This is a genomic window from Emticicia sp. TH156 (genome assembly GCF_002855535.1).
GTDB lineage: Bacteria > Bacteroidota > Bacteroidia > Cytophagales > Spirosomataceae > Emticicia > Emticicia fluvialis.
This window is the reverse complement of the sequence record NZ_PKRS01000001.1, coordinates 330,322-352,602: the sequence shown is the minus strand read 5'-3', so window position 1 is coordinate 352,602 and position 22,281 is coordinate 330,322. Positions and strand designations below refer to the sequence as shown.

Sequence of the window (22,281 nt, the reverse complement as noted above, 5' to 3'; positions counted from 1 at the left end):
GCGGATTATCCGTTATTTTGGCATCCGCTCATTAATTTCTCTGATTGCATAGGCCTTGAGACTGCAATACGTCTCTACAAAAACAGAGCAATCTGCAAACAAAAATGGGCTTCTCAACCGAGAAGCCCATTTTTGTAATTTATAATTTATCTTACTCAGATACAGATTCAGAATCTTTCTTTTTAGAAAGTTTCTTTTTCTCACCTTCTACCATTTGCTCTTTCAAGGCAGCAAGGGCATCAAGGTCTCCAAGGGTCGATTTCTCTTCGCTGGCAGAAGCAGTTGCTTCTTTTCCACCTTTTTTCTTAGCTTCTTTTTTCTCTTCTTCCTTAGGAGCTTCCCAGGTTTTAGAGTGTGAAAGCATGATTTTCTTCTCTTCTTTGTGGAATTCTAATACCTGGAACGGCAATTTCTCACCAGCTTCGGCAGTTGTACCGTCAGCTTTAGCCAAATGTTTCAACAAAGCGTAACCTTCAATACCGTAAGGTAGTTCAAGTGTTGCTTGTTTGTCATTTTTAGAGATAATTGTACACTCGTGTTCAGAACCTACAGTGAAGATGTGCTCGAAAGTATCCCAAGGGTTTTCTTCCAAGTGTTTGTGGCTAAGGGCTAAACGACGGTTTTCAACGTCAAGCTCCAATACCACTACATCAAGGGTATCACCAACTTTCACGAAGTCAGAAGGGTGTTTGATTTTCTTTGTCCAAGACAAGTCAGAAACATGAACAAGACCGTCGATACCTTCTTCTAATTCAAGGAAAATACCAAAGTTAGTCATGTTACGTACGGTGCCGGTATGTTTAGTACTTACGCCGTATTTGCTCAACAAGTCTTGTTTTGTCCAAGGATCTTCAGTCAATTGTTTGATACCCAAAGACATTTTACGCTCTTCGCGGTCAAGCGTCAATACCACTGCTTCGATTTCGTCACCGATTTTCAAGAAATCAGATGGGTTACGAAGGTGTTGAGACCATGACATTTCAGAAACGTGGATAAGACCTTCAACACCCGGTTTCAATTCAAGGAATGCACCGTAATCAGCAATGTTTACAATTTTACCTTTAACTTTAGAACCAACTGAAAGACCTTCAGCAAGTGAATCCCAAGGGTGAGATTCCAGTTGTTTCATACCCAACGAAATACGTTTTTTGTCTTCGTCGAAATCAAGAACAACCACTTTAATACGTTGATCCAGTTTAAGTAATTCGTTCGGATGGTTAATACGACCCCACGAGATATCAGTAATGTGAAGTAGACCGTCAACACCACCCAAGTCGATGAACACACCGAAGTTAGTAATGTTTTTAACCACACCTTCCAATACCTGACCTTTCTCCAGGTTATTAAGAATAACCTGACGTTGCGTTTCAAGGTCTTTTTCGATAAGGATTTTGTGAGATACAACCACGTTATCGTTAGTATGGTTGATTTTCACAACTTTAACCTCCATTTTCTTACCTACGAAAATATCAAAATCGCGGATAGGTTTAACGTCGATTTGTGAACCTGGCAAGAACGCCTCGATTCCGTAGATGTCTACAATAAGACCACCTTTCGTACGACGTTTAACAAATGCATCGATGATAGCGTCTTCTGTAAATGATTTTTCGATGTTGTTCCAGGCGGTTAGAACTCTTGCTTTTTTGCGAGAGATAACCAACTGACCCATGGCATCTTCTTGTTTTTCGATGAATACCTCTACTTGATCACCCACTTTAAGGTTAGGTAGATCGCGGAACTCTGAAATTGAAACAAGACCATCAGATTTGAAACCGATGTTCAATAATACTTCGCGGTCGGTAATACCAACTACAGTAGCCATTACTACGTCTTTCTCGTCAACTTCAGTTAGCGTGTCGCTGTAAAGTTTTTCAAGTTCTGCTTTTTCAGCAGCAGTATAACCGCTACCGATACCTCTTTTTGAGACTTTGTCCCAGTCAAAATCTGCAACTTGTGCCATAATAGATTTAAAATCGCCCATTTATACATCAGTTCACCGGGCTTTTGAACCGAAATTAAATTTTGAATTGAAAATTCCTTGCGAAAAGGACTGCAAAGGTATTACTTATTTATGTAATTTCCTAGGTATAATATATTTATTATTAGTAAGTTAAGCGGGGTTCTTGGTTGGGTGTTCCGGCAGTTGTTTAAGGCCACATTATGGTTATACAGATAGCCAAAAAATATTATGCTTGCCGAACATTTTTAATTTTTTATGGGTTGTTTTCAATAAATCGTCTTATTTTTACATTAAATAATACAAGACCTGTTCACTAGTATATAACTAAGAAGAAACTGTTATGCCTGTTAAAACACAACCATATCCCTGGTTAAAATTTTATCCGGAGGGTATACCTCATGAAATCAACCCTGATGCCTATCCGTCTTTGCTTGAATTGATGGACGAAGGCTTTAAAAGATACGCCGGCCATTCGGCCTATTCCTGCATGGGAAAAGAAATAACGTTCGGCGAGCTTGATACGTACACCCGAAATTTTGCAGCTTATCTGCAAAGTGTCGGACTGCAGAAAGGTGACCGCCTCGTGATTCAGATGCCCAACTGTCTGCAATATCCGGTTGCCATGTTTGGCGCCCTGAGAGCCGGGTTGATTATTGTAAATACCAATCCGCTTTATACACCACGCGAAATGGAGCACCAGTTTAAGGATTCTGGCGCCAAGGCCATTGTAATTGTAGCCAACTTTGCCTCGAATCTTGAAAAAGTGATTGATAAGACTGCCATTAAGCACGTGTTTGTTACCCAATTGGGCGATATGCTCGGGTTCCCCAAAAAGCAACTGGTGAATTTTGTGGTGAAAACGGTGAAGAAAATGGTTCCGGCTTATAACCTTCCACAGGCTATGCCGTTGATGAGCGCTGTTGGCAAAGGAAGCAACCTGAACTGGTCTAAACCTAAGGTTACCAGTAGCGACCTGGCGTTTATTCAGTACACCGGTGGTACAACAGGGGTGTCTAAAGGAGCCATGCTTACACACCGTAACATAGTAGCTAACCTTGAAGCCAACAATATATGGCAAAGTGTAATGACCAATAAAATTAAAGATGATAAGGTGGTGGTAGTGGCAGCTTTGCCTTTGTATCATATTTATGCCTTAACAGTAAACGCACTTACGTCTCTGAAAACAGGTACCATGAACCTGCTGATAACCAACCCGCGCGATTTGAATGCCTTCATTAAGGATTTGAAGAAAAACCCGCCGCATGTGTTTACTGGTTTGAACACCCTGTATAATGGGTTGTTGAATCATCCGAAGATTAACGAAGTTGATTTCAGCAAGCTGGTGATAACCTCGGCAGGGGGAATGGCTTTGCAGGGGGTTGTAGCCAACCGTTGGAAGGACCTGACCGGCAATTTGCCAGCCGAAGGATACGGTTTGTCGGAGACGTCTCCGGTATTAACCTCTAACCCACTGGTAGGCGAAAACAGAATTGGAACCATTGGTATACCGTGGCCAAGCACCGAAATCAGGGTGCTTAAAGAAGATGGCACATGGGGTGGTCCGGGGGAAGTAGGAGAGATTTGTGCCAATGGCCCACAGGTTATGGCCGGATACTATAACCGCCCGGATGAAACAGAAAAAGTGATGTTGAAAGATGCTGATGGCCGCGACTGGTTTAAAACCGGTGATGTAGGTGTGATGGATGACGACGGCTACTTCAAGATAGTTGACCGTAAGAAAGATATGATTCTTGTATCCGGCTTCAATGTGTATCCAAACGAGATTGAAGATGTAGTAGCCACTTGCCCTGGTGTGTTGGAGGTTGCATGTATTGGCGTACCAGACGAGAAATCGACAGAGGCGGTGAAGGTGTTTATTGTTAAAAAGGACCCTGAACTAACCGCCGAGCAGGTAAAAGCCTATTGCAAACAAAACCTGACAGGCTATAAATGTCCGAAACACATTGAGTTCCGTACCGAATTGCCTAAAACCAACGTAGGTAAAATTCTACGCCGTGCTTTGAAAGAAGAAGAACTGGCTAAGAAATAATTAATACATCCCGATTTTAATCGGGATGCTCTTATCAATTTATTCCTTTGTTTAGATAGACGGTGAATTCATTCACCGAATTCGCAAGTGATTCATAAAAAAATGCCCTCAATCTTACGATTAGAGGGCATTTTAGTTGATGAAGTGTATAAATGTTATGCCACAACTTTATCTATAGAGCCTATTACTTTTTTCATAAAAGTATTGGCTGCATCTTTCTCGGGCATTCCTTCGGCTATTAACTGGTGTACCTCCAGCGCGCCACAAAGGTTTGAAATCAACTCTCCAATTAAATCCAGTTCTTCATCTTTCAATGATGGTGTCTCAGATATATTCTCCAGCACTTTAATAGCAGCCTCAATTTCAGCTACTGATGAAGTGCGCTGCGCTTGTCTAATTAAGGGTAATTTCATCTATCAAAGCTTTTAATTGTTCTTCTTTATTGGTCTGAGCCTGATTCACCAGACTACCGCCTTTAAACCCGGCAAACGTGGGTAAGTTGGTAACACTTGCCAATTTGCGCGACTGTGGAAACTTCTCGGCGTCTACAATCACAAAAGCGGTGCTTTCGTTTTCGGCCGACAATCGTTTAAACTTTGGTTTCATCAGGCGGCAGTTGCCACACCAGCTTGCCGAAAACTGCACCATTACTTTTTCGTTCTGTGCAATGATGTCGGCCAGATTATCTTCTGCTAATTCAATTAACATGGCTGTAAGGTTTTCTTAGTTTTGAGAGAAATAGTTCACTACACCTTCATTAGAAGCAATCATGGCTGTTTCGCCTTCTTCCCAGTTGGCAGGGCATACTTCACCAAACTTTTCAACGTGTAGTTGTGCATCCAGTAAACGAAGGTACTCGTCGATATTACGGCCTAATGGCAGGTCATTGATTGACTCATGACGAACAATACCCTCTTTATCAATCAGGAATGTACCACGGAAAGCCACCGGATTACCTACAAATGACCAGGTTCTGGTTTCGTTGTTAAACACATACTCGCCACCCAATACGCCACAGTTTAATGAAACAACTTTAGAGGTATCGGCAATAATAGGATACGTAACCCCCTGAATACCACCCTCTTCTTTAGGTGTATTCAACCACGCCAGGTGCGTTTCTTCTGTATCGGTTGAGCAGCCCACTACAACAGCGCCTCTTTTCTCGAACTCAGCCAGTTTCTCCTGAAACGCGTGTAATTCAGTTGGGCATACAAATGTGAAGTCTTTAGGGTAGAAAAATAGAATTACATAATTTTTACCCAGATACTGGTCTAAGCTGAAATCTTCTACTATCTCTTCACCGTTTATTACGGCACCAGCCGATATGCGTGGATATTTTTTACCTACAAGCGACATTGTATTATTATTAGTTTATTTGGATTATTATTTAAAAACTCAACACAAAAAAATGCAAAAAAACGGTATCAGCAGGTCAATTATTTGAAACTTCTATTAAGTTCTTTTAATTGTCCAAAGCGCTGCAAAGCTACATTCCGGATAACAAGTAAAATATGATGGCTGTCAGGTGTATACTAAAAATGCAATTTTTATAACATTAATAGTAATTAATAAAATTGTTTTTTATGTAGAAAAAGAGATAAAACAAGCCTTGATTTTCAGGTAAAACACTTGAGTTTTCAGGCCGTAAATGGCTCATGAGCAAGTCTAAACAGAATTGCAAGTAACCTAGCGGAGTGCAATACGAAGAGTGGGCGATTGAATTTGCTGTGGCTTTATTGCCACAGAGTAGCCAATTTTTTGCCTATATGAACCCTAAAAATCATTTAAACACCTAACTTTGCGAACTTATTTATATCATGAGCGATTTTAGTTTTGTTTGAGCACTGTCGCGCAATACCATTACCTATGCAAAAATACACCGTTACAGCAGCATTGATTTACGCCAATGGCCCCATTCATATCGGACACCTGGCGGGTTGTTATATCCCTGCTGATATTTATGTGCGTTACCTGCGTTCTACCGGTGCCGATGTGGCCTTTATCAGCGGTACTGACGAACACGGCGTACCTATTACTGTAAAAGCCAAAAAAGAAGGCAAAACTCCTCAACAGGTGGTAGATTTCTACTACGAGCAAATCAAAAAGGCTTTCTACGATTTCGGGATTTCGTTTGACACCTACTCTCGTACGTCAAACAAGACCCATCACGAATTGTCGCAGGAGATTTTTACGACCTTATATGATAAGGGTTACTTCGATGAAGATGTAAGCGAGCAGTATTATGATGAAGTAGCACAACAGTTTCTGGCTGACAGATATATTGTAGGAGAATGCCCGGTTTGTGCCAATCCCAACGCCTATGGCGACCAATGCGAACGTTGCGGCTCTACGCTTTCACCAACGGAACTAAAGAACCCGCATTCTACGCTTTCGGGTTCGAAGCCGGTAATGAGGTCTACCAAAAACTGGTACCTGCCGCTTGACCGCATGCAGCCTGATATTGAGAAATATGTAAACAGCCACACCGAGTGGAAAACCAATGTTTTCGGGCAGTGTCAGTCGTGGTTGAAAGAGGGTTTGAAACCCCGTGCCATGACCCGTGATCTGGACTGGGGTATTAAAGTGCCGCTACCTGATACTGATGGTAAAGTACTATATGTATGGTTTGATGCACCCATTGGCTACATTACCTTTACCAAAGAATGGGCTGACCAGAACGGTAAAGACTGGAAAGACTACTGGAAAAACAAAGACACCAAGCTGGTACATTTTATAGGTAAAGACAATATCGTTTTCCATTGTATCATTTTCCCGGCTATGTTAATGGCTGAAGGAAGTTATATTCTGGCTGATAACGTACCTGCCAATGAGTTCATGAATCTGGAGGGTGATAAAATCTCTACCTCAAGAAACTGGGCGGTTTGGTTGCATGAATATCTGGAAGAGTTTCCGGATAAGCAGGATGTATTGCGCTATGTATTAACAGCCAATGCCCCTGAAACCAAAGACAGTGAGTTTACGTGGAAAGACTACCAGACCCGTAATAACAGTGAGTTGGTGGGTGTATTTGGTAATTTTATCAACCGTGCATTGGTGCTAACGCACAAGAACTTTAACGGCATTGTACCAGCTAGAGGAGAATTGAGAGAGATTGATACTAAGGCTTTGGAAGATTTGACCAGTCTGCCAAATGCGATAGGCACGGCCATTGCCGGGTATAAATTCCGCGAGGCATTGAGCCTCGTACTGGATTTGGCAAGGGTTGGGAACAAGTATCTGGCAGAAACAGAACCCTGGAAAGAAAAAGACCCTGAAAGAGTGGGTACTATCATGAACATTGCCTTACAGATTACCGCGAGCCTTGCCATTGTAAGTGAGCCTTTCCTGCCTTTTACATCTGCCAAAGTATTTAATATGCTGAATATCGACACTCATAAATGGGAAGCAGCAGGTAGTGCTGATATATTGTCAGCAGGACATCAGCTAAACCCAACTGAGTTGTTGTTTACCAAGATTGAAGACAGCGTGGTAGAAAAGCAAGTGCAGAAATTACTAGATACAAAGAAGATGAACGAGTTAGAGAATAAAAAAGTACCTGAGCTGAAACCAACTATACAATATGATGATTTCTCGAAACTGGATATCCGCGTCGGAACCATTATAGAGGCAGAGAAAGTAGCGAAAAGCGATAAGCTGTTGAAGTTTCTGGTTGATGATGGCTTTGAGAAACGGACTATCCTGAGTGGTATTGCCAAGCACTTCACGCCGGAAGAAATGATAGGCAAGCAAGTTACATTCCTTGCTAATCTGGCTCCGCGTAAAATGATGGGAATAGAATCAAACGGTATGATACTGATGGCCGAAGACCGCGATGGCTCACTGGCATTGTTACAACCCCACAAGGCAGTCTGGAACGGTGGGCCGGTGAGTTAAATATATTAGAATATAAGATTTGAGATGGGAATGTGTTCAAGCGCATTCCCATTTTTATTAAGGTTTTACCGCCGAAATCGTTATATTTGTAAAAGAAACCATCAATTGTGTATGAATCTGAATAGAATCACTTTTGACCCCAATGTTATGGGAGGGAAACCTTGTATTCGCGGTATGCGAGTTACAGTAGGAACAATTGTAGGCTTATTAGCCACCGGACGCTCGAATGATGAAATTATAGAGGCTTATCCTTACTTGGAAATGGAAGATTTACGTCAGGCGCTTTCTTATGCTGCGTGGCGGGCAGAAGAGGTAGATATCCCGGTTGTATTTTCATGAGGATATTAATTGACATGAACTTATCTCCCCGCTGGGTTGAATTCTTCCAAAAGAATGATATTGAAGCAATTCATTGGATGAAGGTCGGTAGGCCAAACGATGCAGATAAAGTAATATTTCAATTTGCTTCCGCTAATGACTACATAGTCTTTACAAATGACTTAGATTTCGGAGCAATTTTAGCAGCTACACAAGCAAAATCTCCAAGCGTTTTTCAGCTTAAGAGTCAGGATTTACTCCCTGATGCAATAGGAGAAATAGTTGTCAGATGTTTGAATCAATACAAAAATTATATTGAAGAGGGGAGCCTCATAACCTTTGACATTAATAAAATCAGAGTCAGGATACTCCCCTTAAAATAATATTCTTACACCCCCGGTTTCACAAATGGCGTTTTAGTAACTACTGCCTTCAACAGTTTATCTCTTACTTTAACAAATACCTCAGTTCCGGCTTTTGAAAATTCGGTGGGTACATAGCCCATCGCAATACCTTTCTGTAAAGTTGGCGACATGGTGCCGGATGTTATCTCTCCCAGTTTGTTGCCCTCGGCATCACAGATTTCATAATGCGAGCGCGGAATACCTCTGTCAATCATTTCCAGACCAACCAGTTTCCGTTTCAATCCATTGGCTTTTTGTGCCTGCAGATTAGCCGAATTAACAAAGTTCTTATTGAATTTGGTTACCCATCCCAAACCTGCCTCCAACGGAGAGGTAGTGTCGGTAATATCGTTGCCGTATAAACAATAACCCATTTCTAAGCGTAAGGTATCTCTTGCACCTAAACCAATCGGTTTAATATCAAACTCGGCACCGGCTTCAAATATGGCATTCCATAGTTTTTCTGCATCTTTGTTGTCTACATATAATTCAAAACCACCGGCACCTGTATAACCCGTTGCAGATACCATCACAGGTTCTATACCAGCTACCATACCTGTTTTGAAAGTATAATAATCCATAGAGGCAAGGTCTATATCAGTCAGTTTTTGTAGCGTATCAATAGCCTTTGGCCCTTGCACAGCAAACAGGCAGGTAGAGTCTGACAGGTTCTTCATCGGTACATTATCTGTATTATGGCTTTGAATCCAGTCCCAGTCTTTTTCAATGTTCGAGGCATTCACAACCAGATAATACCAGTTTTCGGTCAGTCTGTACACCAGTAAATCATCAACCGCCCCGCCTTGTCTGTTGGGCAGGTAGCTGTATTGTACCTTTCCGTCGAACAAGGTAGAGGCATCATTGGCCGATACTCTTTGTATCAGGTCAAGGGCTTTATCTCCGGTCAACATAAATTCTCCCATGTGCGACACATCAAACACGCCTACGCCATTGCGTACACAGTTGTGCTCTTCAATATCTGACGAATACCTGACAGGCATCAGAAAGCCTGCGAATGGTACCATTTTCCCGCCGATTTTTTCGTGCAGGTTATTCAGTGGGATTTTTTTTATTTCTGTTGATTCCATGTGTTTATAGCTAAAATAGTTTTGGCGACAAAAATAGGTAAAATATCTGTTTGTGGACTTACGAACATAAAAAAAGAAGAAACACGAGCGCTCATGTTTCTTCTGTATAATAAATTATAATGATTGATTAATTCGGATTTTGATTCTGATTGAATTGCTCCGTGATAACCTTACGCAATGCCTGATGCGGCCTTAAACCATTGTTACGGTACACTTTCGGGCCGGCGTCTGATTTTGAATCCTGGGCATTACGCATTTGCCTTACTGACGAACTCCTGAACTCTTCATATTCGTCGTCTGTCATTTCACTCCTGTTGGCTGTGCCTTTGGCCACACCATCATTAAACGAGTTGATTCGTCTATCCTGATCTGCAAGTTTTGCGTGTTCAAGCATGCTATCAATTTCAGCAAGAACCGCCTTTTTCTCTTCTTTCAATTCAGCAACCTCGGGTAAGGTTATCAAATCATTTTCAAGTACGTTTTTTTGTGCTATTTGTGCGGCCAATGCTTTTTCAGCCTCTTTCAGGGTGTCAGTCAGTTTTACATTTTGTTTGCGTAATCTTCTGATCGCCGGGCCAGACTGCAGCCATCGGTACCAGTAGGCATGCATCACCGGCAGGGCAATGCCCAGACAGATAGCACCCGCAATGGCAAACAGAATACCACTCAAAACGAATGACATTAAAGCCCAGGGGCTGTTAACCAAATCAATATTCAGTTTGTCGTAGGCTTTCAATTGCTCATCCATTTTCTGTATAAGCGCCTGATTGTTGGCAGGTTGCACGGCCGACGGGTCTAAAGGCGTGCTGTTCAGCTGCATTGCCTTTATTTGCTTATTGATACCCTCTTTCAGTTTATCGGTTTTGTAGGCCTCGTACCTGAACCAACCCAAAACAAGCATGGTACCTATTGAAAACACCAGCAGGAAGCCCTGAAATACACCATAAACCTTTTTAGTTTTTTCGTTATAGTTATGCAGGTAAGGGTGTTCAACCAGCCGCTCATAGGCAGGTTTCAGTAGTACCGATAACATGGCCAGGCCAATGGCAAATGCCCAGGCCTCAAAATTGTTACGGATATTGAGCGCATAGGCCACAATTTCGTGCGATATAATCAAATCGCCTGATACAAAAGCTACCCCTGCCAACAGATACAAAATACCCGCAAACAGAGAGTAGGGCGACTCAGATTTTTTGTGCTTTACTTCTATAGAGGCAATTTTTGCATGATTGGCATCAATGTCTTTGTTTATATAGCCTATGTGCTGGGTCTGGGTATCAATGGCCTGCAGATGCTCCTGTAATTTATCAAAAGAAGCCTTTCGCTTATCACGATTTTCGGCAATGGCATGGTCTATCCGGGTCAGTTCTTCGCGCTTATCGTTAATGCGGCCTTGTAGCCACTCAAAACTTACATGGCTTGACAGATAGCTCTCGTAAGTTGCCTTGTCAACATTCTCAACACCGGTAATGTACCCGTGCTGAAAATCAGTATTATAATAATTTTCGTTTTCCTTTTCCATTGATTGTACAGGTTGGTTTCACGAGGTGAAGTGCTATTCCAATATTTTCTTGATTTCCTTGTTTGTCAGTTTTTCGCGGTAACTTCTGGCCAGATTAAACTCGCTTTCAAAGAGTTTAATTAGCATCTCGCGTTTTTCGTTCAGCCGTTTCAGCTCTGCTTCAGGTGCTTTCAGCGCGTCAATTATCTTCCATTTTTCTACTCTCTTTTCATCAATTTCAAGTTTAAGCTGATTTACCTCGTTTTCCCAGTCACTGGCTTTGTTGCTTTTGTCTCTGGCCAGTTTCAGGTTGCTTATCCATTGGCCTGCATCATTTTTAAGTAATGTCAGGTTGCTTAACAGTAGTTTGCCTGCAAACAGAAATAAAAAGAAACTAAATAAAAGCAGAGCCAGCGCACGCGCGGTAGACTGGGTCTCTAACACCTGTACAAACACAAAAATAGAAGCGGCTGCAGGCATACCTATTTCTTCCAGAACGTTCTTCCACGAAATTTTCCTTTCCTGCTCATGAAAGAGCGACTTCGGCGTAAAGAGATTAAACATACCGGCCAGCAAGACCCCCAAAGCAATAAATTGATGATTGCGCGGGAAATTGGTCAGAATAGACTCGTCAATCAGGAAGTAATTGCCTACACACATGGCCACCGATAACAAAAAGCCTGCTATTGTGCGAGGCAGATGGTGAGCCGACGCCTCCAGGTTTTCAAGCGTTACACCTTTATCTTTTAATTCGTTAATTCTGTTTTCTTTTTGTTCAATAAAAAGATTCAGTTCTCCGATTTTTTCAGAGTAATACTCAACCGTCTTTTCCAGATTGGCCGTTTTATGCGAAAAGTAATTTCTGATAGCGCCAATTTTTTCATCTGCTTTTGAATCAGATAATCCAAAGATTACGCCTTCATCGCGCAGGGCGTCTTCGTTTTCAAGCCAGAACGGAGCAAAAGGTAATTCGGCAGGCTGAGTGGGCTCTTGCACAGCAACCACACCCGCAGGAATTGATACGGCAGGAGGTTCATTGGTTACAGGCAAAACCTCGGCAGGCACATCTGAGGGTTGTTCAGACAGAAGCCAATTTTTTAAACGACTGAGCAGAGACATGGGTTAATTAGTTTTTAATTATTTCCCCGATTAATTAAATAATAGCTTTTTTCAGGAATTTGTTAATACGAATAAATGATATTAAGCGGGTAATAATAGTAACCCTTATAATGCCATTATAACATTAAATTTAAGAAAATATTATTATATCTCTCCAAAAATATGTGAAGAGGGGCGTAAGTGTTGTGTAGGAGGTTGTTTTTGGGATGAATTGTTTTTTTGATTTGTCAGGAGCCGGTAGTATATCCTAATGGGGCAGCATATACAACCACACAGTTAATTAACCTGAAAGATACTTTTTGAAAGGTTTTTTGTAGGTTTGCCTTTGTTTTAGATTTTTAATTACCTTAGCAGGATGCTTAACTTCCTTTATAATCTGTCAATCTACGCCTATGTTTCATTACTCAGGCTGGTTTCGCCTTTCAACAAAAAAGCAAAGTTGTGGGTAGAGGGCAGAAAAAATCTTTTTGATAAACTGAAAACAGATGCCGAACGCAAACACTGGCGCTCTGGCGTTACCAGGCTGGCATGGTTTCATTGCGCTTCACTGGGCGAGTTTGAGCAGGGCAGGCCGGTAATTGAGGCTTTCAGAAAAGAGTATCCCAACTATAAAATACTTCTTACTTTTTTTTCGCCGTCTGGTTATGAAATCCGGAAAAACTATACCGGTGCCGACTACATCTATTACCTTCCGGCGGATACTCCCGAAAACGCAGCCAGTTTTGTGGAGATTGTAAAGCCTAGTATCGCCTTTTTCGTGAAATACGAATTCTGGAATAATTATCTGACGCAGTTGCAGAAACGGAAGATACCCGTTATTTCTTTTTCTGCCATTTTCAGGCCGAATCAGGTATTTTTTAAGTTTTATGGCGGATTTTACCAGGAAGTGTTACATAAGTTTGACCATATTCTGGTGCAGAACACGCAATCGCTGGAATTGCTGGAGGGTATCGGTATTGCTAACACCACTCTGGCCGGAGATACGCGCTTTGACCGCGTAAAACAGATTGTAGACAACCGCAAGGAGATTCCGGTTGTTGAGCAGTTCAAGAATGGCAAACAGGTATTCATCATTGGTTCGGCCTGGCAGGCAGATATGGACGTCATGATTCCGCTGATGAACAATTTGAAAGATGGCACCAAATTTATTGTTGCTCCACATGAAATCCATGATGCTGAAATTGAAATATGGCGTAAGCAACTCAGCTTGAGAACGGTGCTGTTCTCTGACGCCCGCGAAACACCTGACCTTGAAGCCTGTGACGTACTTTTTATTAACAACATAGGTCTGTTGTCTTCTTTGTATCAATATGCCGAGTATGCCTTTATTGGTGGTTCTTTTGGCAAGGGATTACATAACATATTGGAAGCCGCCACATTTGGTATGCCTATATTTTTCGGTAATAAAGCCTATCACAAATTTCAGGAAGCCAACGATTTAATAGCAGCAGGCGGGGCGTTTCCTGTAGAAAATACAGAAGAACTAAAGTCTTTATATATAGGAATGAAGACTAACGAAGCCAGCCGAAAGAGCGCTGCCACTATTTGCAGCAATTATGTAACAGCTAATGTAGGGGCCACACAAAAGATACTGGAGGTAGTAGGAAGCATTATCAGAAAATAACCATGCTTCCTGATACCCTTAGTTTTTTACAATCATATATACACCAACCACTGTAACCACGCCCCCTACAATTCTCCATAGCGTAATCGGGTGCATTTTGTAGCCAAGCAGCCCGTAGTGATCCAGTATCATAGCGGTAATTAACTGGCCTGCCACAATCAGGGCCAGCATATTGGCCGAACCGATTTTCTGTACAATAAGAATAACTGTGGTAACAAAAAAAGCGCCCAGTATTCCGCCTATCCATTTCCACCAGGCCAGAGACTTAAGCGCCGATAAGGAAGGAAGAGGCTCTTTGAAAAACGGCGTAATGAGTATAAGCCCCACAAGCCCTACCGAAAACGAAATAATAGCAGCAAAAATAGGATTATTGATGCCCTTGCGTAGTTCGGCATTAACGCCCGACTGTATGCTGTTGGCTACTCCGCAAAGGACGGCGAAAAAGTAAAAGATGATATTCATTAATAAAATGTGCTGCCTGTGGCAGAAAGTGTGTTTATAGAATTACTTTTTCTAACATCTGTATATATAATTGAATTCCTTCTTCTATTTCGTTCAGGTAGATATATTCATCGGCCGTGTGCGAACGTGCCGAATCGCCCGGCCCCATTTTAAGCGAAGGGCAGTCTAGCAAGGCCTGGTCTGATGTGGTAGGCGACCCATAAGTATTACGCCCCATGCCAATACCTGCCTGTACAATCGGGTGTTCCATCGGAATGCTTGAAGGGCGCAGGCGGATAGACCGTGGTACAACTTCGCTGCCAATGTTTTTTCTTACGGTTTCAATAATCTCTTCCAGTGTATATTGCTCTGTTACACGTATATCAACTGTAAATTTGCAGGCATCTGGCACTACATTGTGCTGGGTACCGGCGCCAATGATGGTAACAGTCATTTTAATTGGTCCCAGGTTTTCTGATACTTTAGGGAACTGGTATGTCTGAAACCAGTTGATGTCGTTAATGGCTTTATAAATAGCATTTTCGCCTTCGTTTCTTGCCGCGTGGCCAGACTTACCATGTGCTGTACAATCTAATACCAGCAATCCTTTTTCGGCAACAGCCAGGTGCATCTGGGTAGGTTCGCCTACAATGGCAAACGATATTTCAGGTAATTCGGGTGCTACAATTTCAAGGCCGTCACGGCCTGATATTTCCTCCTCGGCTGTTGCAGCCATTATTACATTATAGCTAAGGTCCTGGCGGTAATAGAAATAACAGAAAGTGGCAATCAGAGACACCAGACACCCGCCGGCGTCGTTGCTGCCCAGGCCATATAACCTGCCGTCTTTTAAAAGCGGGTTAAGCGGATTAAGGGTCCAGGAAGGGTTAGGCTTAACGGTATCGTGGTGGGAATTAAGCAGAACGGTGGGTTTAGAGGCGTCAAAGAATTTATTTCTTGCCCAGATATTGTTTTTCTTTCGGCGATACGGAATGTTTCTTTCCCTGAAAAACTCTTCTATAATTGCCGCTGTTTCATCTTCCTGTTTACTGAAAGACTCTGTCTGAATCAGGTCTTTTAGCAATTCAATGGCATCTTTCGTTAATGTCTCAACCAGATTGGAGTTCTGCATCATATCTTCTTAATAATGGTAGTTCTGCAAAGTTAAAGAATTATTTGTGTTCCGCTTTGTCCATGGGCAACTGCTTGCAGTAATTCATCAGCATGGCAGATAATCACCTTGGCTACGCCTTTCTGCAGGGCGGCAAAGGCATTATCCAGTTTGGGTATCATACCGGCATTAATGGCGCCTGAAGCTTTGTATTGTGCATAGCTGGCCGGGGTTAGGGTAGGTATTACCGATTCATTATCTTCAGGGTCAGACAAAACTCCTTTTTTCTCAAAGCAGTAAATCAGGGTTACTTCGTAATGCTGCGCCATAGCCACCGCTACCGATGAGGCCTGCGTATCGGCATTGGTGTTCAGTATGTTTCCTTCTTTATCAAAAGTAAGTGGTGCAAAAACGGGTGTCAGCTCATTTTCTACAAAGTTTTTAATGATTTTGTCGTTCACCTGCGCTACGTCTCCCACATAACCATAGTCAATTTCTTTTACCGGGCGTTTTCTGGCTAGTATTACTCCGGCATCAGCGCCTGTAAGGCCAATGGCATTGCAGCCCAAAGCCTGTAGCTTTGCCACCACTTGTTTGTTTACCAAACCCCCATACACCATTGTTACTACCTCTAGCATAGGCAGGTCTGTAATACGGCGGCCGTCTACCATTTTGGTTTCAACATCCAGCTTAACTGCTATTTTGGTGGCAATTTTACCGCCACCGTGAATCAGTATTTTAGCATCGGGTAAAGCCGAGAAGTCTTTCAGGAATCTGGCCAGTGCATCTGGGTTGTCAATTACATTGCCACCGATTTTTATAATGTTAAGTTTTTGCTTCATTTATTGGTTATATTTGCCGTATAGAGGTAGTTATTTTAAAGGAATATAATCTTTAGCCGTTATTAATCCCCAAAATTACACATGAAATTAGAAACTCTAACCATACATACCGGAAATCATGGTGAACCCGCCACCGGAGCGGTGATACCCCCCATTATTCTTTCAACTACTTTTGAGCGCGCCGCCGACGGAACCTTTGTTGAGGGGCGCGATATTTATGCCCGTGCCTCTAACCCCAACCGACGCATGCTGGAAGAAAAACTGGCTGCGCTGGAAGGTGGTACTGATGCCATTGCTTTTTCGTCGGGTCAGGCAGCTACTATGAGCGTTTTTCATGCTTTGGGTACCAACAGCCATGTAATTTTACCGGACGACATCTATTACGGCACCCGTTATATGATTGAGAGCCTGTATGAACACTGGGGTATGACCTGCACAGTCGTAGATATGACAGACATTGACCAGATAAAAAGGGCAATCAGAGAAAACACCAGGCTGATATGGGTAGAGACGCCATCAAACCCAAGTTTGAAGATTACTGATATACAGGCAGTAGTAAAACTGGCAAAAGCTAAAAATATTTTGGTGGGCTGCGATAACACCTGGGCTACACCCTACTTTACCCGTCCGTTTGATTTTGGCGTGGATATTATCATGCACTCAAGCACCAAATATTTTGGAGGGCATTCTGATATTCTGAGTGGCTGCATTATTTTTAACGATAATTGCCCGCAGGAGTTGAAAACCAGAATCAGGAATTTTCAAACAACAGGAGGCGTAATACCTTCTCCCTTCGACTGCTGGTTGTTGTTTCGTAGTCTTTCTACTTTTGCAGTCCGGATGCCGGTACATGCCCATAACGCCATGAAACTGGCCATGTTTCTGGAAGGGAATCCGCAGATAGAAAAAGTAAATTATCCGGGGCTGAAATCCAATGAGTATCACAAGGTTGCCAGAAAACAAATGAGCAACGGTTTTGGAGGTATGATGTCAATACTGGTAAAAGGCGGCCAGGAAGCTGCCCTGAAATTGACAGCCAACCTGAAACTGGTAAAACATGCTACCAGCCTGGGCGGAGTAGAAACGCTGATAGAACACCGTAAGTCGGCAGAGGGCGCCCATTCGGTAAGCCCTGATAACCTGCTGAGGATATCAACAGGCATTGAAAATATCGACGATCTGCTTGCGGATTTCAGGCAGGCACTTGAAAATTTATAATCACTAAATATTTATTTTAATTAAATATTAACCAAAATAACCCATTATGGGTTAAATAAAAGCCGGAGCAAATCGTTTATATTCGCAATCAGCTTATTTGTTTAGGTAGGCAGGTACCGGCGAAAGACGCTATACTTTAACAATCAGGTCTATTTTATTAACACAAAAAACTAAATAATGAAGAAAGTACTTTTTTCAATTTTTCTCCTTTCTTTTTTTCTACAAACCAGCGCACAACAGTTAAAGACTAAACCAAACTGGCAGAATCTTGATTTTGAAAAAGACGGTGTTAGAGGTATGAGCGTTGAGCGTGCATACGCCGAATTATTGAAAGGCAAACCATCTAAAACTGTTCTGGTGGCCGTTATTGATGGTGGTACGGATGTAAACCATGAGGATTTGAAAGACAGAATCTGGGTAAATGCTAAAGAAATTGCAGGTAACGGTAAAGACGATGACAAAAACGGGTTCGTTGACGATATCAATGGCTGGGATTTTCTGGGTGGCAAAGACGGCCAGGACGTAAACCACGAGCAGATTGAAATAACACGCATGCTGAAACAGCTGAAGGAAAAATTCGGAGATAAACCATCTAAGAAACTATTACGTAAAAATCAGGCTGAATACGCGTTGTATCAGAAGCTGCAAAAAGAATATGAAGAGAAAAAAGCAGAAGCTGAACAATATGCCCCATTTTATGCACAGTTGTATAAGAACTTCGTAGAGTCTGAGAATGTATTGAAGGCTTATCTGAAAACGGATAACCTGACAAAAGAAAGCATAGCCGGCATTGACGAAAACAGCGTAGACCGCAGTGTAAGAGCGGCCAAGCGTACATTAGAGAAGTTTATGGAGCTGGGCGCTACCGGCAGCGATATTAAAGATGCCGTTGAACACTACGAAAACGAGCAGAAGTATAACCTCAATCTTGATTTCAACCCACGTGTAGTGGTGGGCGACAAGCCTGATAAATTGCAATATGGCGAATATGGCAATAATGAAGTGGTAGGACCCGACGGTATGCATGGTACCCATGTAGCAGGTATTATTGCGGCCAATCGCAATAATAATCTGGGTATTAAAGGTGTGGCAGATAATGTACGCATTATGGTGGTGCGTGCCGTACCTGATGGCGACGAAAGAGATAAAGACGTGGCCAATGCCATTCGTTACGCCGCAGACAACGGCGCACAGATTATCAATATGAGTTTCGGGAAACCGTATTCGCCTGAGAAAAAATGGGTCGACGACGCCGTGAAGTATGCGCAGTCGAAAGGTGTATTGCTGATAGCCGCTGCCGGTAATGATAATCAGGATACTGATGTAGACGTGCATTACCCCACCAATACCTATGCCAATGGCGGAAAAGCCGAAAACTGGATATCAGTAGGAGCCTTGTCATGGAAAAATGCACCCGATGCCGTGGCAGAGTTCAGCAACTATGGTAAAAACAATGTAGATGTGTTTGCACCAGGGGTTGATATCTACTCTACCATTCCGGGTTCTAAATATGAAGAAAAAAGCGGTACAAGTATGGCTGCACCGGCCACCACAGGTGTTGCCGCTTTACTGAAATCGTATTTCCCTGAGTTAACGGCAGCCCAGTTGAAGAAAATTATTCTGGAGTCGGCAGTGAAGGCACCGGAATTGAGAGTTTACAAACCCGGAACCAAGGAGATTGTGAAGTTTGAAGATTTGTCGGTAACGGGTGGCATTGTAAATGCCTACAATGCCGTAAAAATGGCCAGCGAAATGACCGCAAAGCAATAACAAATGTTAATTAGATAAGTTATGAATCCGTAGCAGCCTCTGCTACGGATTTTTATTTTATCAAAATGAGACAATAGCAGGAGAGTAAATGAGGGTACTCTGGTTGTTTTCGGTTTATTTTGTAGAATAGTGCAAAATATTATTGATAAAATTAAAAATTGCAATGAAACGAATATTTACCCTGCTCATCTGTCTCGCTGGCATTAGCGTGATGGCTCAAAACCTGAGTACCTATGATTTAACCTGCGAAAACCGGGTGAATCCTATCGGTCTGGACGTAACCAGGCCACGTTTTACATGGAAAATTGCCGCAGGCGGTCGTAACATTCTTCAAACAGCATACAGCATTCGGATAGCCACATCTCCCGATTTCACCAAAAAAAATCTGGTTTGGGATTCAGGCAAAGTAAATACTGATGAGTCAGTTTTACAAACCTATCAGGGAGCTCCGCTTAAATCGGGGCAGAAATACTACTGGCAGGTAAAAGTCTGGGATAATCAGGCGAATGAGTCACCCTGGAGTACCACGGCTTTCTGGCAGACGGCCCTTCTCAACCCGGCTTCTGAAATAACAGCCCAGTGGATTTCGTCCGGCATTAAAGCAGATACTGCCTACGGCATAGTGCCGCAATTCAGAAAATCATTCAGTGCATCAAAAAAGATTAAATCGGCTATTGCCTATATTACTTCTAAAGGATTGTATGAGGCACATATAAACGGCCAAAGGGTAGGCGATGCCTACCTGACACCCGGCTGGACCAGCTACAATAAACGTTTGTTGTACCAGACATACGACGTTACAAATCTTATAAAGCAAGGCAAAAACGCCATTGGTGTAAGCCTGGCCAATGGTTGGTACAGAGGTGAATTAGGCTGGGAGAAAAAGGTGAATTTCTATGGCAAAGAAACAGCATTGCTTTGCCAGTTAAATATAACTTATGCAGATGGGAAGACAGAATCTGTTATTTCTGACGGCACTTGGAAAGTATCAAACGGGCCTATTCAATTCTCTGAAATTTATGACGGCGAAGTATATGATGCCAGGCAGGAGAAGGCAGGCTGGGCAACCGCTACCTATGACGACAAAAACTGGCAGGCGGTGGTAGTAAAAAACTTCCCGAAAGATATTCTTTTCTCTGCCAACCATGAATTGATTACTAAACATGAAACCTTTAAGCCTGTAAAGGTGCTAAGAACACCAAAAGGCGAGCAGGTACTTGATTTCGGCCAGAATCTGGTAGGTTGGGTACAAATGAAGGTATCGGGTAATGCGGGAGATAAAATTGTGCTTTCGCACGCTGAGGTGCTTGATAAAACCGGTGGGCTTTATTTTGATAACCTCAGAAACGCACTGGCGCAGGATACTTATATTCTGAAAGGCCAGGGGGTTGAAACCTACGAACCGCGATTTACTTTCCACGGGTTCAGATACGTAAGGGTTGAGGGTCTGAAAGAACCATTGAACCCCGATAACTTTACCGCTGTGGCTTTGTATTCTGATATGAAACCAACGGGCAGCTTTGAATGCTCTAATCCACTGGTAAACCAGCTACAAAAGAATATTCAATGGGGGCAAAGGGGTAACTTTCTTGATGTACCAACTGATTGCCCACAACGCGATGAACGCCTTGGATGGACAGGCGACGCTGAAGTTTTTTCACGCACGGCCGCTTTCAATTTCAATGTAAACAATTTTTTCTCTAAATGGCTGAAAGATGTGGCTGCCGACCAGAATCCTAACGGCGCCATTCCTTTTGTGATACCCAATGCCCTGAAAGGTACTTTTTTTGATACCCCGGCAGGTGCAGCGGGTTGGTCTGATGCGGGTATCATCATTCCATGGAATCTGTACGTAGTATATGGCGATAAGCGCGTGGTAGAAGAACAATACCCCAGCATGAAAGCATATCTGGATTATGTACGAAAAGCCGCAAATAATGATTTATGGAATACTGGTTTCCAGTTTGCCGACTGGCTATCATACAGGGTAGATGATTCGAAAGGTCTGATAGGCCAGAAGTCTGCCATTACAGATAATTATCTGGTAGCACAGTGTTTCTTTGCTTATAATACCAGCCTGATGATCAAAGCGGCCAGGCTCCTGGGCAAAACAGAGGAGGTAAAAGATTATGAAGCCCTGTTGGAGCGCATAAAGGCCGCATTCCGCAAAGAATTTATGACAGCCAGCGGAAGGCTGATTTCTGAAACCCAGACAGCCTATATACTTGCCTTACAGTTTGATATGCTGCCGGAAGAATTACGCCCGCAGGCGGTAGGCCGACTGGTTGATAACATAAAAAGCTATAATTATCACCTGACTACCGGCTTTTTGGGTACGCCGTTCCTTACGCCTGTATTGACACGTTTTGGCAGAACCGATGTGGCCTATCGTTTGTTATTGCAGGATACCTACCCGTCATGGCTGTATCCAATTAAAATGGGCGCCACTACCGTTTGGGAAAGGTGGGATTCCATGAAGCCCGACAGCACTTTTCAGGACCCAAGCATGACCTCTTTCAACCATTATTCGTATGGCGCCGTGGGCGACTGGATGTATCGTGATGTAGCCGGTATTGATGTTGATGAGTCTGGTGCTGGCTACAAGAAAATTATCATTAAACCACATTTGGGCGACGGGCTGACCTCTGCCAGTGCCAAAATCATCACCAATTATGGTCTGGCCTCATCTGGCTGGAAAAAAGACGGCAAAAATACAGTTTACACCATTGAAATTCCGGCCAACACCACAGCTACGGTTTATTTGCCAACCACCAACGTACCTGATATTGAGGAGGGAGGCAAACCGGTTTCGTCTGATATCAAGATTGATGGCATAGACGGTAATCACACCAAATTGCTGGTGGGTTCAGGAAAGTATGAGTTCAGAGTCAGGAATTAAGAATCTAAATTGAATTATAAAACGAAAGCCGGGGCAAACACA

Annotated in this window: 18 protein-coding genes; 8 read left to right on the top strand and 10 right to left on the bottom strand. The window is 42.7% G+C overall.

Annotated elements, in window-relative coordinates:
• Positions 1–151: 151 nt before the first annotated feature.
• Positions 152–1,960 (bottom strand): 30S ribosomal protein S1, encoded by a 1,809-nt coding sequence (gene rpsA, locus C0V77_RS01545; protein ID WP_101725017.1) that lies wholly within the window; start codon positions 1,958–1,960, stop codon positions 152–154.
• Positions 1,961–2,300: 340 nt separating this feature from the next.
• Here rpsA and C0V77_RS01540 point away from each other — a divergent pair, with 340 nt between their 5' ends.
• Positions 2,301–4,010: an AMP-binding protein gene (locus C0V77_RS01540; RefSeq protein ID WP_101724547.1), complete on the top strand. Its 1,710-nt coding sequence runs from the start codon at positions 2,301–2,303 to the stop codon at positions 4,008–4,010.
• A gap of 155 nt (positions 4,011–4,165) precedes the next feature.
• Here C0V77_RS01540 and C0V77_RS01535 read toward each other — a convergent pair whose 3' ends face one another.
• Genes C0V77_RS01535 through C0V77_RS01525 form a run of 3 tightly spaced genes read right to left on the bottom strand, consistent with a single transcriptional unit; the run spans position 4,166 to position 5,366 of the window.
• Positions 4,166–4,423 carry a DUF6952 family protein gene (locus C0V77_RS01535; RefSeq protein ID WP_101724546.1) on the bottom strand — a complete coding sequence of 86 codons (258 nt, stop codon included), beginning with the start codon at positions 4,421–4,423 and terminating at the stop codon, positions 4,166–4,168.
• Positions 4,404–4,718 carry a co-chaperone YbbN gene (locus C0V77_RS01530; protein ID WP_101724545.1) on the bottom strand — a complete coding sequence of 105 codons (315 nt, stop codon included), beginning with the start codon at positions 4,716–4,718 and terminating at the stop codon, positions 4,404–4,406. Before C0V77_RS01530 ends, C0V77_RS01535 begins: the two co-directional genes overlap by 20 nt.
• 15 nt (positions 4,719–4,733) lie before the next feature.
• Positions 4,734–5,366, bottom strand: a complete 633-nt coding sequence (locus tag C0V77_RS01525; RefSeq protein ID WP_101724544.1) for a peroxiredoxin — start codon at positions 5,364–5,366, stop codon at positions 4,734–4,736.
• 510 nt (positions 5,367–5,876) lie between these two features.
• Here C0V77_RS01525 and metG point away from each other — a divergent pair.
• The 3 genes from metG to C0V77_RS01510 are packed head-to-tail and all read left to right on the top strand — an operon-like array spanning position 5,877 to position 8,605.
• Entirely contained in the window at positions 5,877–7,904 is a 2,028-nt protein-coding gene (gene metG, locus C0V77_RS01520) for a methionine--tRNA ligase (RefSeq protein WP_101724543.1), read from the top strand.
• Between the two features lie 24 nt (positions 7,905–7,928).
• On the top strand, positions 7,929–8,243 hold the full coding sequence (locus C0V77_RS01515) for a DUF433 domain-containing protein (protein WP_310587005.1): 315 nt from the start codon (positions 7,929–7,931) through the stop codon (positions 8,241–8,243).
• Positions 8,240–8,605 (top strand): DUF5615 family PIN-like protein, encoded by a 366-nt coding sequence (locus C0V77_RS01510; protein ID WP_101724541.1) that lies wholly within the window; start codon positions 8,240–8,242, stop codon positions 8,603–8,605. Before C0V77_RS01515 ends, C0V77_RS01510 begins: the two co-directional genes overlap by 4 nt.
• 5 nt (positions 8,606–8,610) lie before the next feature.
• Here C0V77_RS01510 and gcvT read toward each other — a convergent pair whose 3' ends face one another.
• The 3 genes from gcvT to C0V77_RS01495 form a co-directional block, all read right to left on the bottom strand.
• The gene (gcvT, locus tag C0V77_RS01505) at positions 8,611–9,714 is read right to left on the bottom strand and encodes a glycine cleavage system aminomethyltransferase GcvT (protein WP_173830511.1); all 1,104 of its coding nucleotides are present in this window, start codon (positions 9,712–9,714) and stop codon (positions 8,611–8,613) included.
• 127 nt (positions 9,715–9,841) lie between these two features.
• Positions 9,842–11,236 (bottom strand): hypothetical protein, encoded by a 1,395-nt coding sequence (locus tag C0V77_RS01500; RefSeq protein WP_101724540.1) that lies wholly within the window; start codon positions 11,234–11,236, stop codon positions 9,842–9,844.
• Between the two features lie 33 nt (positions 11,237–11,269).
• Positions 11,270–12,334: a hypothetical protein gene (locus C0V77_RS01495; protein ID WP_101724539.1), complete on the bottom strand. Its 1,065-nt coding sequence runs from the start codon at positions 12,332–12,334 to the stop codon at positions 11,270–11,272.
• A 355-nt stretch (positions 12,335–12,689) separates the two neighbouring features.
• Here C0V77_RS01495 and C0V77_RS01490 point away from each other — a divergent pair, with 355 nt between their 5' ends.
• On the top strand, positions 12,690–13,958 hold the full coding sequence (locus tag C0V77_RS01490; protein WP_101724538.1) for a 3-deoxy-D-manno-octulosonic acid transferase: 1,269 nt from the start codon (positions 12,690–12,692) through the stop codon (positions 13,956–13,958).
• An 18-nt stretch (positions 13,959–13,976) separates the two neighbouring features.
• Here the strand turns inward: C0V77_RS01490 and C0V77_RS01485 are convergent, their stop codons facing one another.
• Genes C0V77_RS01485 through argB form a run of 3 tightly spaced genes read right to left on the bottom strand, consistent with a single transcriptional unit; the run spans position 13,977 to position 16,352 of the window.
• The gene (locus tag C0V77_RS01485) at positions 13,977–14,420 is read right to left on the bottom strand and encodes a DMT family transporter (protein WP_101724537.1); all 444 of its coding nucleotides are present in this window, start codon (positions 14,418–14,420) and stop codon (positions 13,977–13,979) included.
• Between the two features lie 34 nt (positions 14,421–14,454).
• Positions 14,455–15,534 (bottom strand): M20 family metallo-hydrolase, encoded by a 1,080-nt coding sequence (locus C0V77_RS01480; RefSeq protein WP_101724536.1) that lies wholly within the window; start codon positions 15,532–15,534, stop codon positions 14,455–14,457.
• 29 nt (positions 15,535–15,563) lie between these two features.
• Complete coding sequence (gene argB / locus C0V77_RS01475; RefSeq protein WP_101724535.1) at positions 15,564–16,352, bottom strand: acetylglutamate kinase; 789 nt, start codon at positions 16,350–16,352, stop codon at positions 15,564–15,566.
• Positions 16,353–16,433: 81 nt separating this feature from the next.
• On the opposite strand from argB, the gene C0V77_RS01470 reads away from it, so the two are divergent.
• The 3 genes from C0V77_RS01470 to C0V77_RS01460 all read left to right on the top strand — a co-directional run bounded on the left by C0V77_RS01470 (position 16,434) and on the right by C0V77_RS01460 (position 22,239).
• Positions 16,434–17,570 carry a PLP-dependent aspartate aminotransferase family protein gene (locus C0V77_RS01470; protein ID WP_101724534.1) on the top strand — a complete coding sequence of 379 codons (1,137 nt, stop codon included), beginning with the start codon at positions 16,434–16,436 and terminating at the stop codon, positions 17,568–17,570.
• A 177-nt stretch (positions 17,571–17,747) separates the two neighbouring features.
• Positions 17,748–19,340 (top strand): S8 family peptidase, encoded by a 1,593-nt coding sequence (locus C0V77_RS01465; RefSeq protein ID WP_101724533.1) that lies wholly within the window; start codon positions 17,748–17,750, stop codon positions 19,338–19,340.
• A 163-nt stretch (positions 19,341–19,503) separates the two neighbouring features.
• On the top strand, positions 19,504–22,239 hold the full coding sequence (locus C0V77_RS01460) for an alpha-L-rhamnosidase (protein WP_101725015.1): 2,736 nt from the start codon (positions 19,504–19,506) through the stop codon (positions 22,237–22,239).
• The last annotated feature ends 42 nt before the right edge of the window (positions 22,240–22,281 follow it).

Excerpts from the sequence above, each read along its gene's own strand:
- rpsA (WP_101725017.1), bottom strand. The coding sequence starts at position 1,960 with ATGGCACAAGTTGCAGATTTTGACTGGGACAAAGTCTCAAAAAGAGGT.
- C0V77_RS01540 (WP_101724547.1), top strand. The coding sequence starts at position 2,301 with ATGCCTGTTAAAACACAACCATATCCCTGGTTAAAATTTTATCCGGAG.
- C0V77_RS01535 (WP_101724546.1), bottom strand. The coding sequence starts at position 4,423 with ATGAAATTACCCTTAATTAGACAAGCGCAGCGCACTTCATCAGTAGCT.
- C0V77_RS01530 (WP_101724545.1), bottom strand. The coding sequence starts at position 4,718 with ATGTTAATTGAATTAGCAGAAGATAATCTGGCCGACATCATTGCACAG.
- C0V77_RS01525 (WP_101724544.1), bottom strand. The coding sequence starts at position 5,366 with ATGTCGCTTGTAGGTAAAAAATATCCACGCATATCGGCTGGTGCCGTA.
- metG (WP_101724543.1), top strand. The coding sequence starts at position 5,877 with ATGCAAAAATACACCGTTACAGCAGCATTGATTTACGCCAATGGCCCC.
- C0V77_RS01515 (WP_310587005.1), top strand. The coding sequence starts at position 7,929 with ATGGGAATGTGTTCAAGCGCATTCCCATTTTTATTAAGGTTTTACCGC.
- C0V77_RS01510 (WP_101724541.1), top strand. The coding sequence starts at position 8,240 with ATGAGGATATTAATTGACATGAACTTATCTCCCCGCTGGGTTGAATTC.
- gcvT (WP_173830511.1), bottom strand. The coding sequence starts at position 9,714 with ATGGAATCAACAGAAATAAAAAAAATCCCACTGAATAACCTGCACGAA.
- C0V77_RS01500 (WP_101724540.1), bottom strand. The coding sequence starts at position 11,236 with ATGGAAAAGGAAAACGAAAATTATTATAATACTGATTTTCAGCACGGG.
- C0V77_RS01495 (WP_101724539.1), bottom strand. The coding sequence starts at position 12,334 with ATGTCTCTGCTCAGTCGTTTAAAAAATTGGCTTCTGTCTGAACAACCC.
- C0V77_RS01490 (WP_101724538.1), top strand. The coding sequence starts at position 12,690 with ATGCTTAACTTCCTTTATAATCTGTCAATCTACGCCTATGTTTCATTA.
- C0V77_RS01485 (WP_101724537.1), bottom strand. The coding sequence starts at position 14,420 with ATGAATATCATCTTTTACTTTTTCGCCGTCCTTTGCGGAGTAGCCAAC.
- C0V77_RS01480 (WP_101724536.1), bottom strand. The coding sequence starts at position 15,534 with ATGATGCAGAACTCCAATCTGGTTGAGACATTAACGAAAGATGCCATT.
- argB (WP_101724535.1), bottom strand. The coding sequence starts at position 16,352 with ATGAAGCAAAAACTTAACATTATAAAAATCGGTGGCAATGTAATTGAC.
- C0V77_RS01470 (WP_101724534.1), top strand. The coding sequence starts at position 16,434 with ATGAAATTAGAAACTCTAACCATACATACCGGAAATCATGGTGAACCC.
- C0V77_RS01465 (WP_101724533.1), top strand. The coding sequence starts at position 17,748 with ATGAAGAAAGTACTTTTTTCAATTTTTCTCCTTTCTTTTTTTCTACAA.
- C0V77_RS01460 (WP_101725015.1), top strand. The coding sequence starts at position 19,504 with ATGAAACGAATATTTACCCTGCTCATCTGTCTCGCTGGCATTAGCGTG.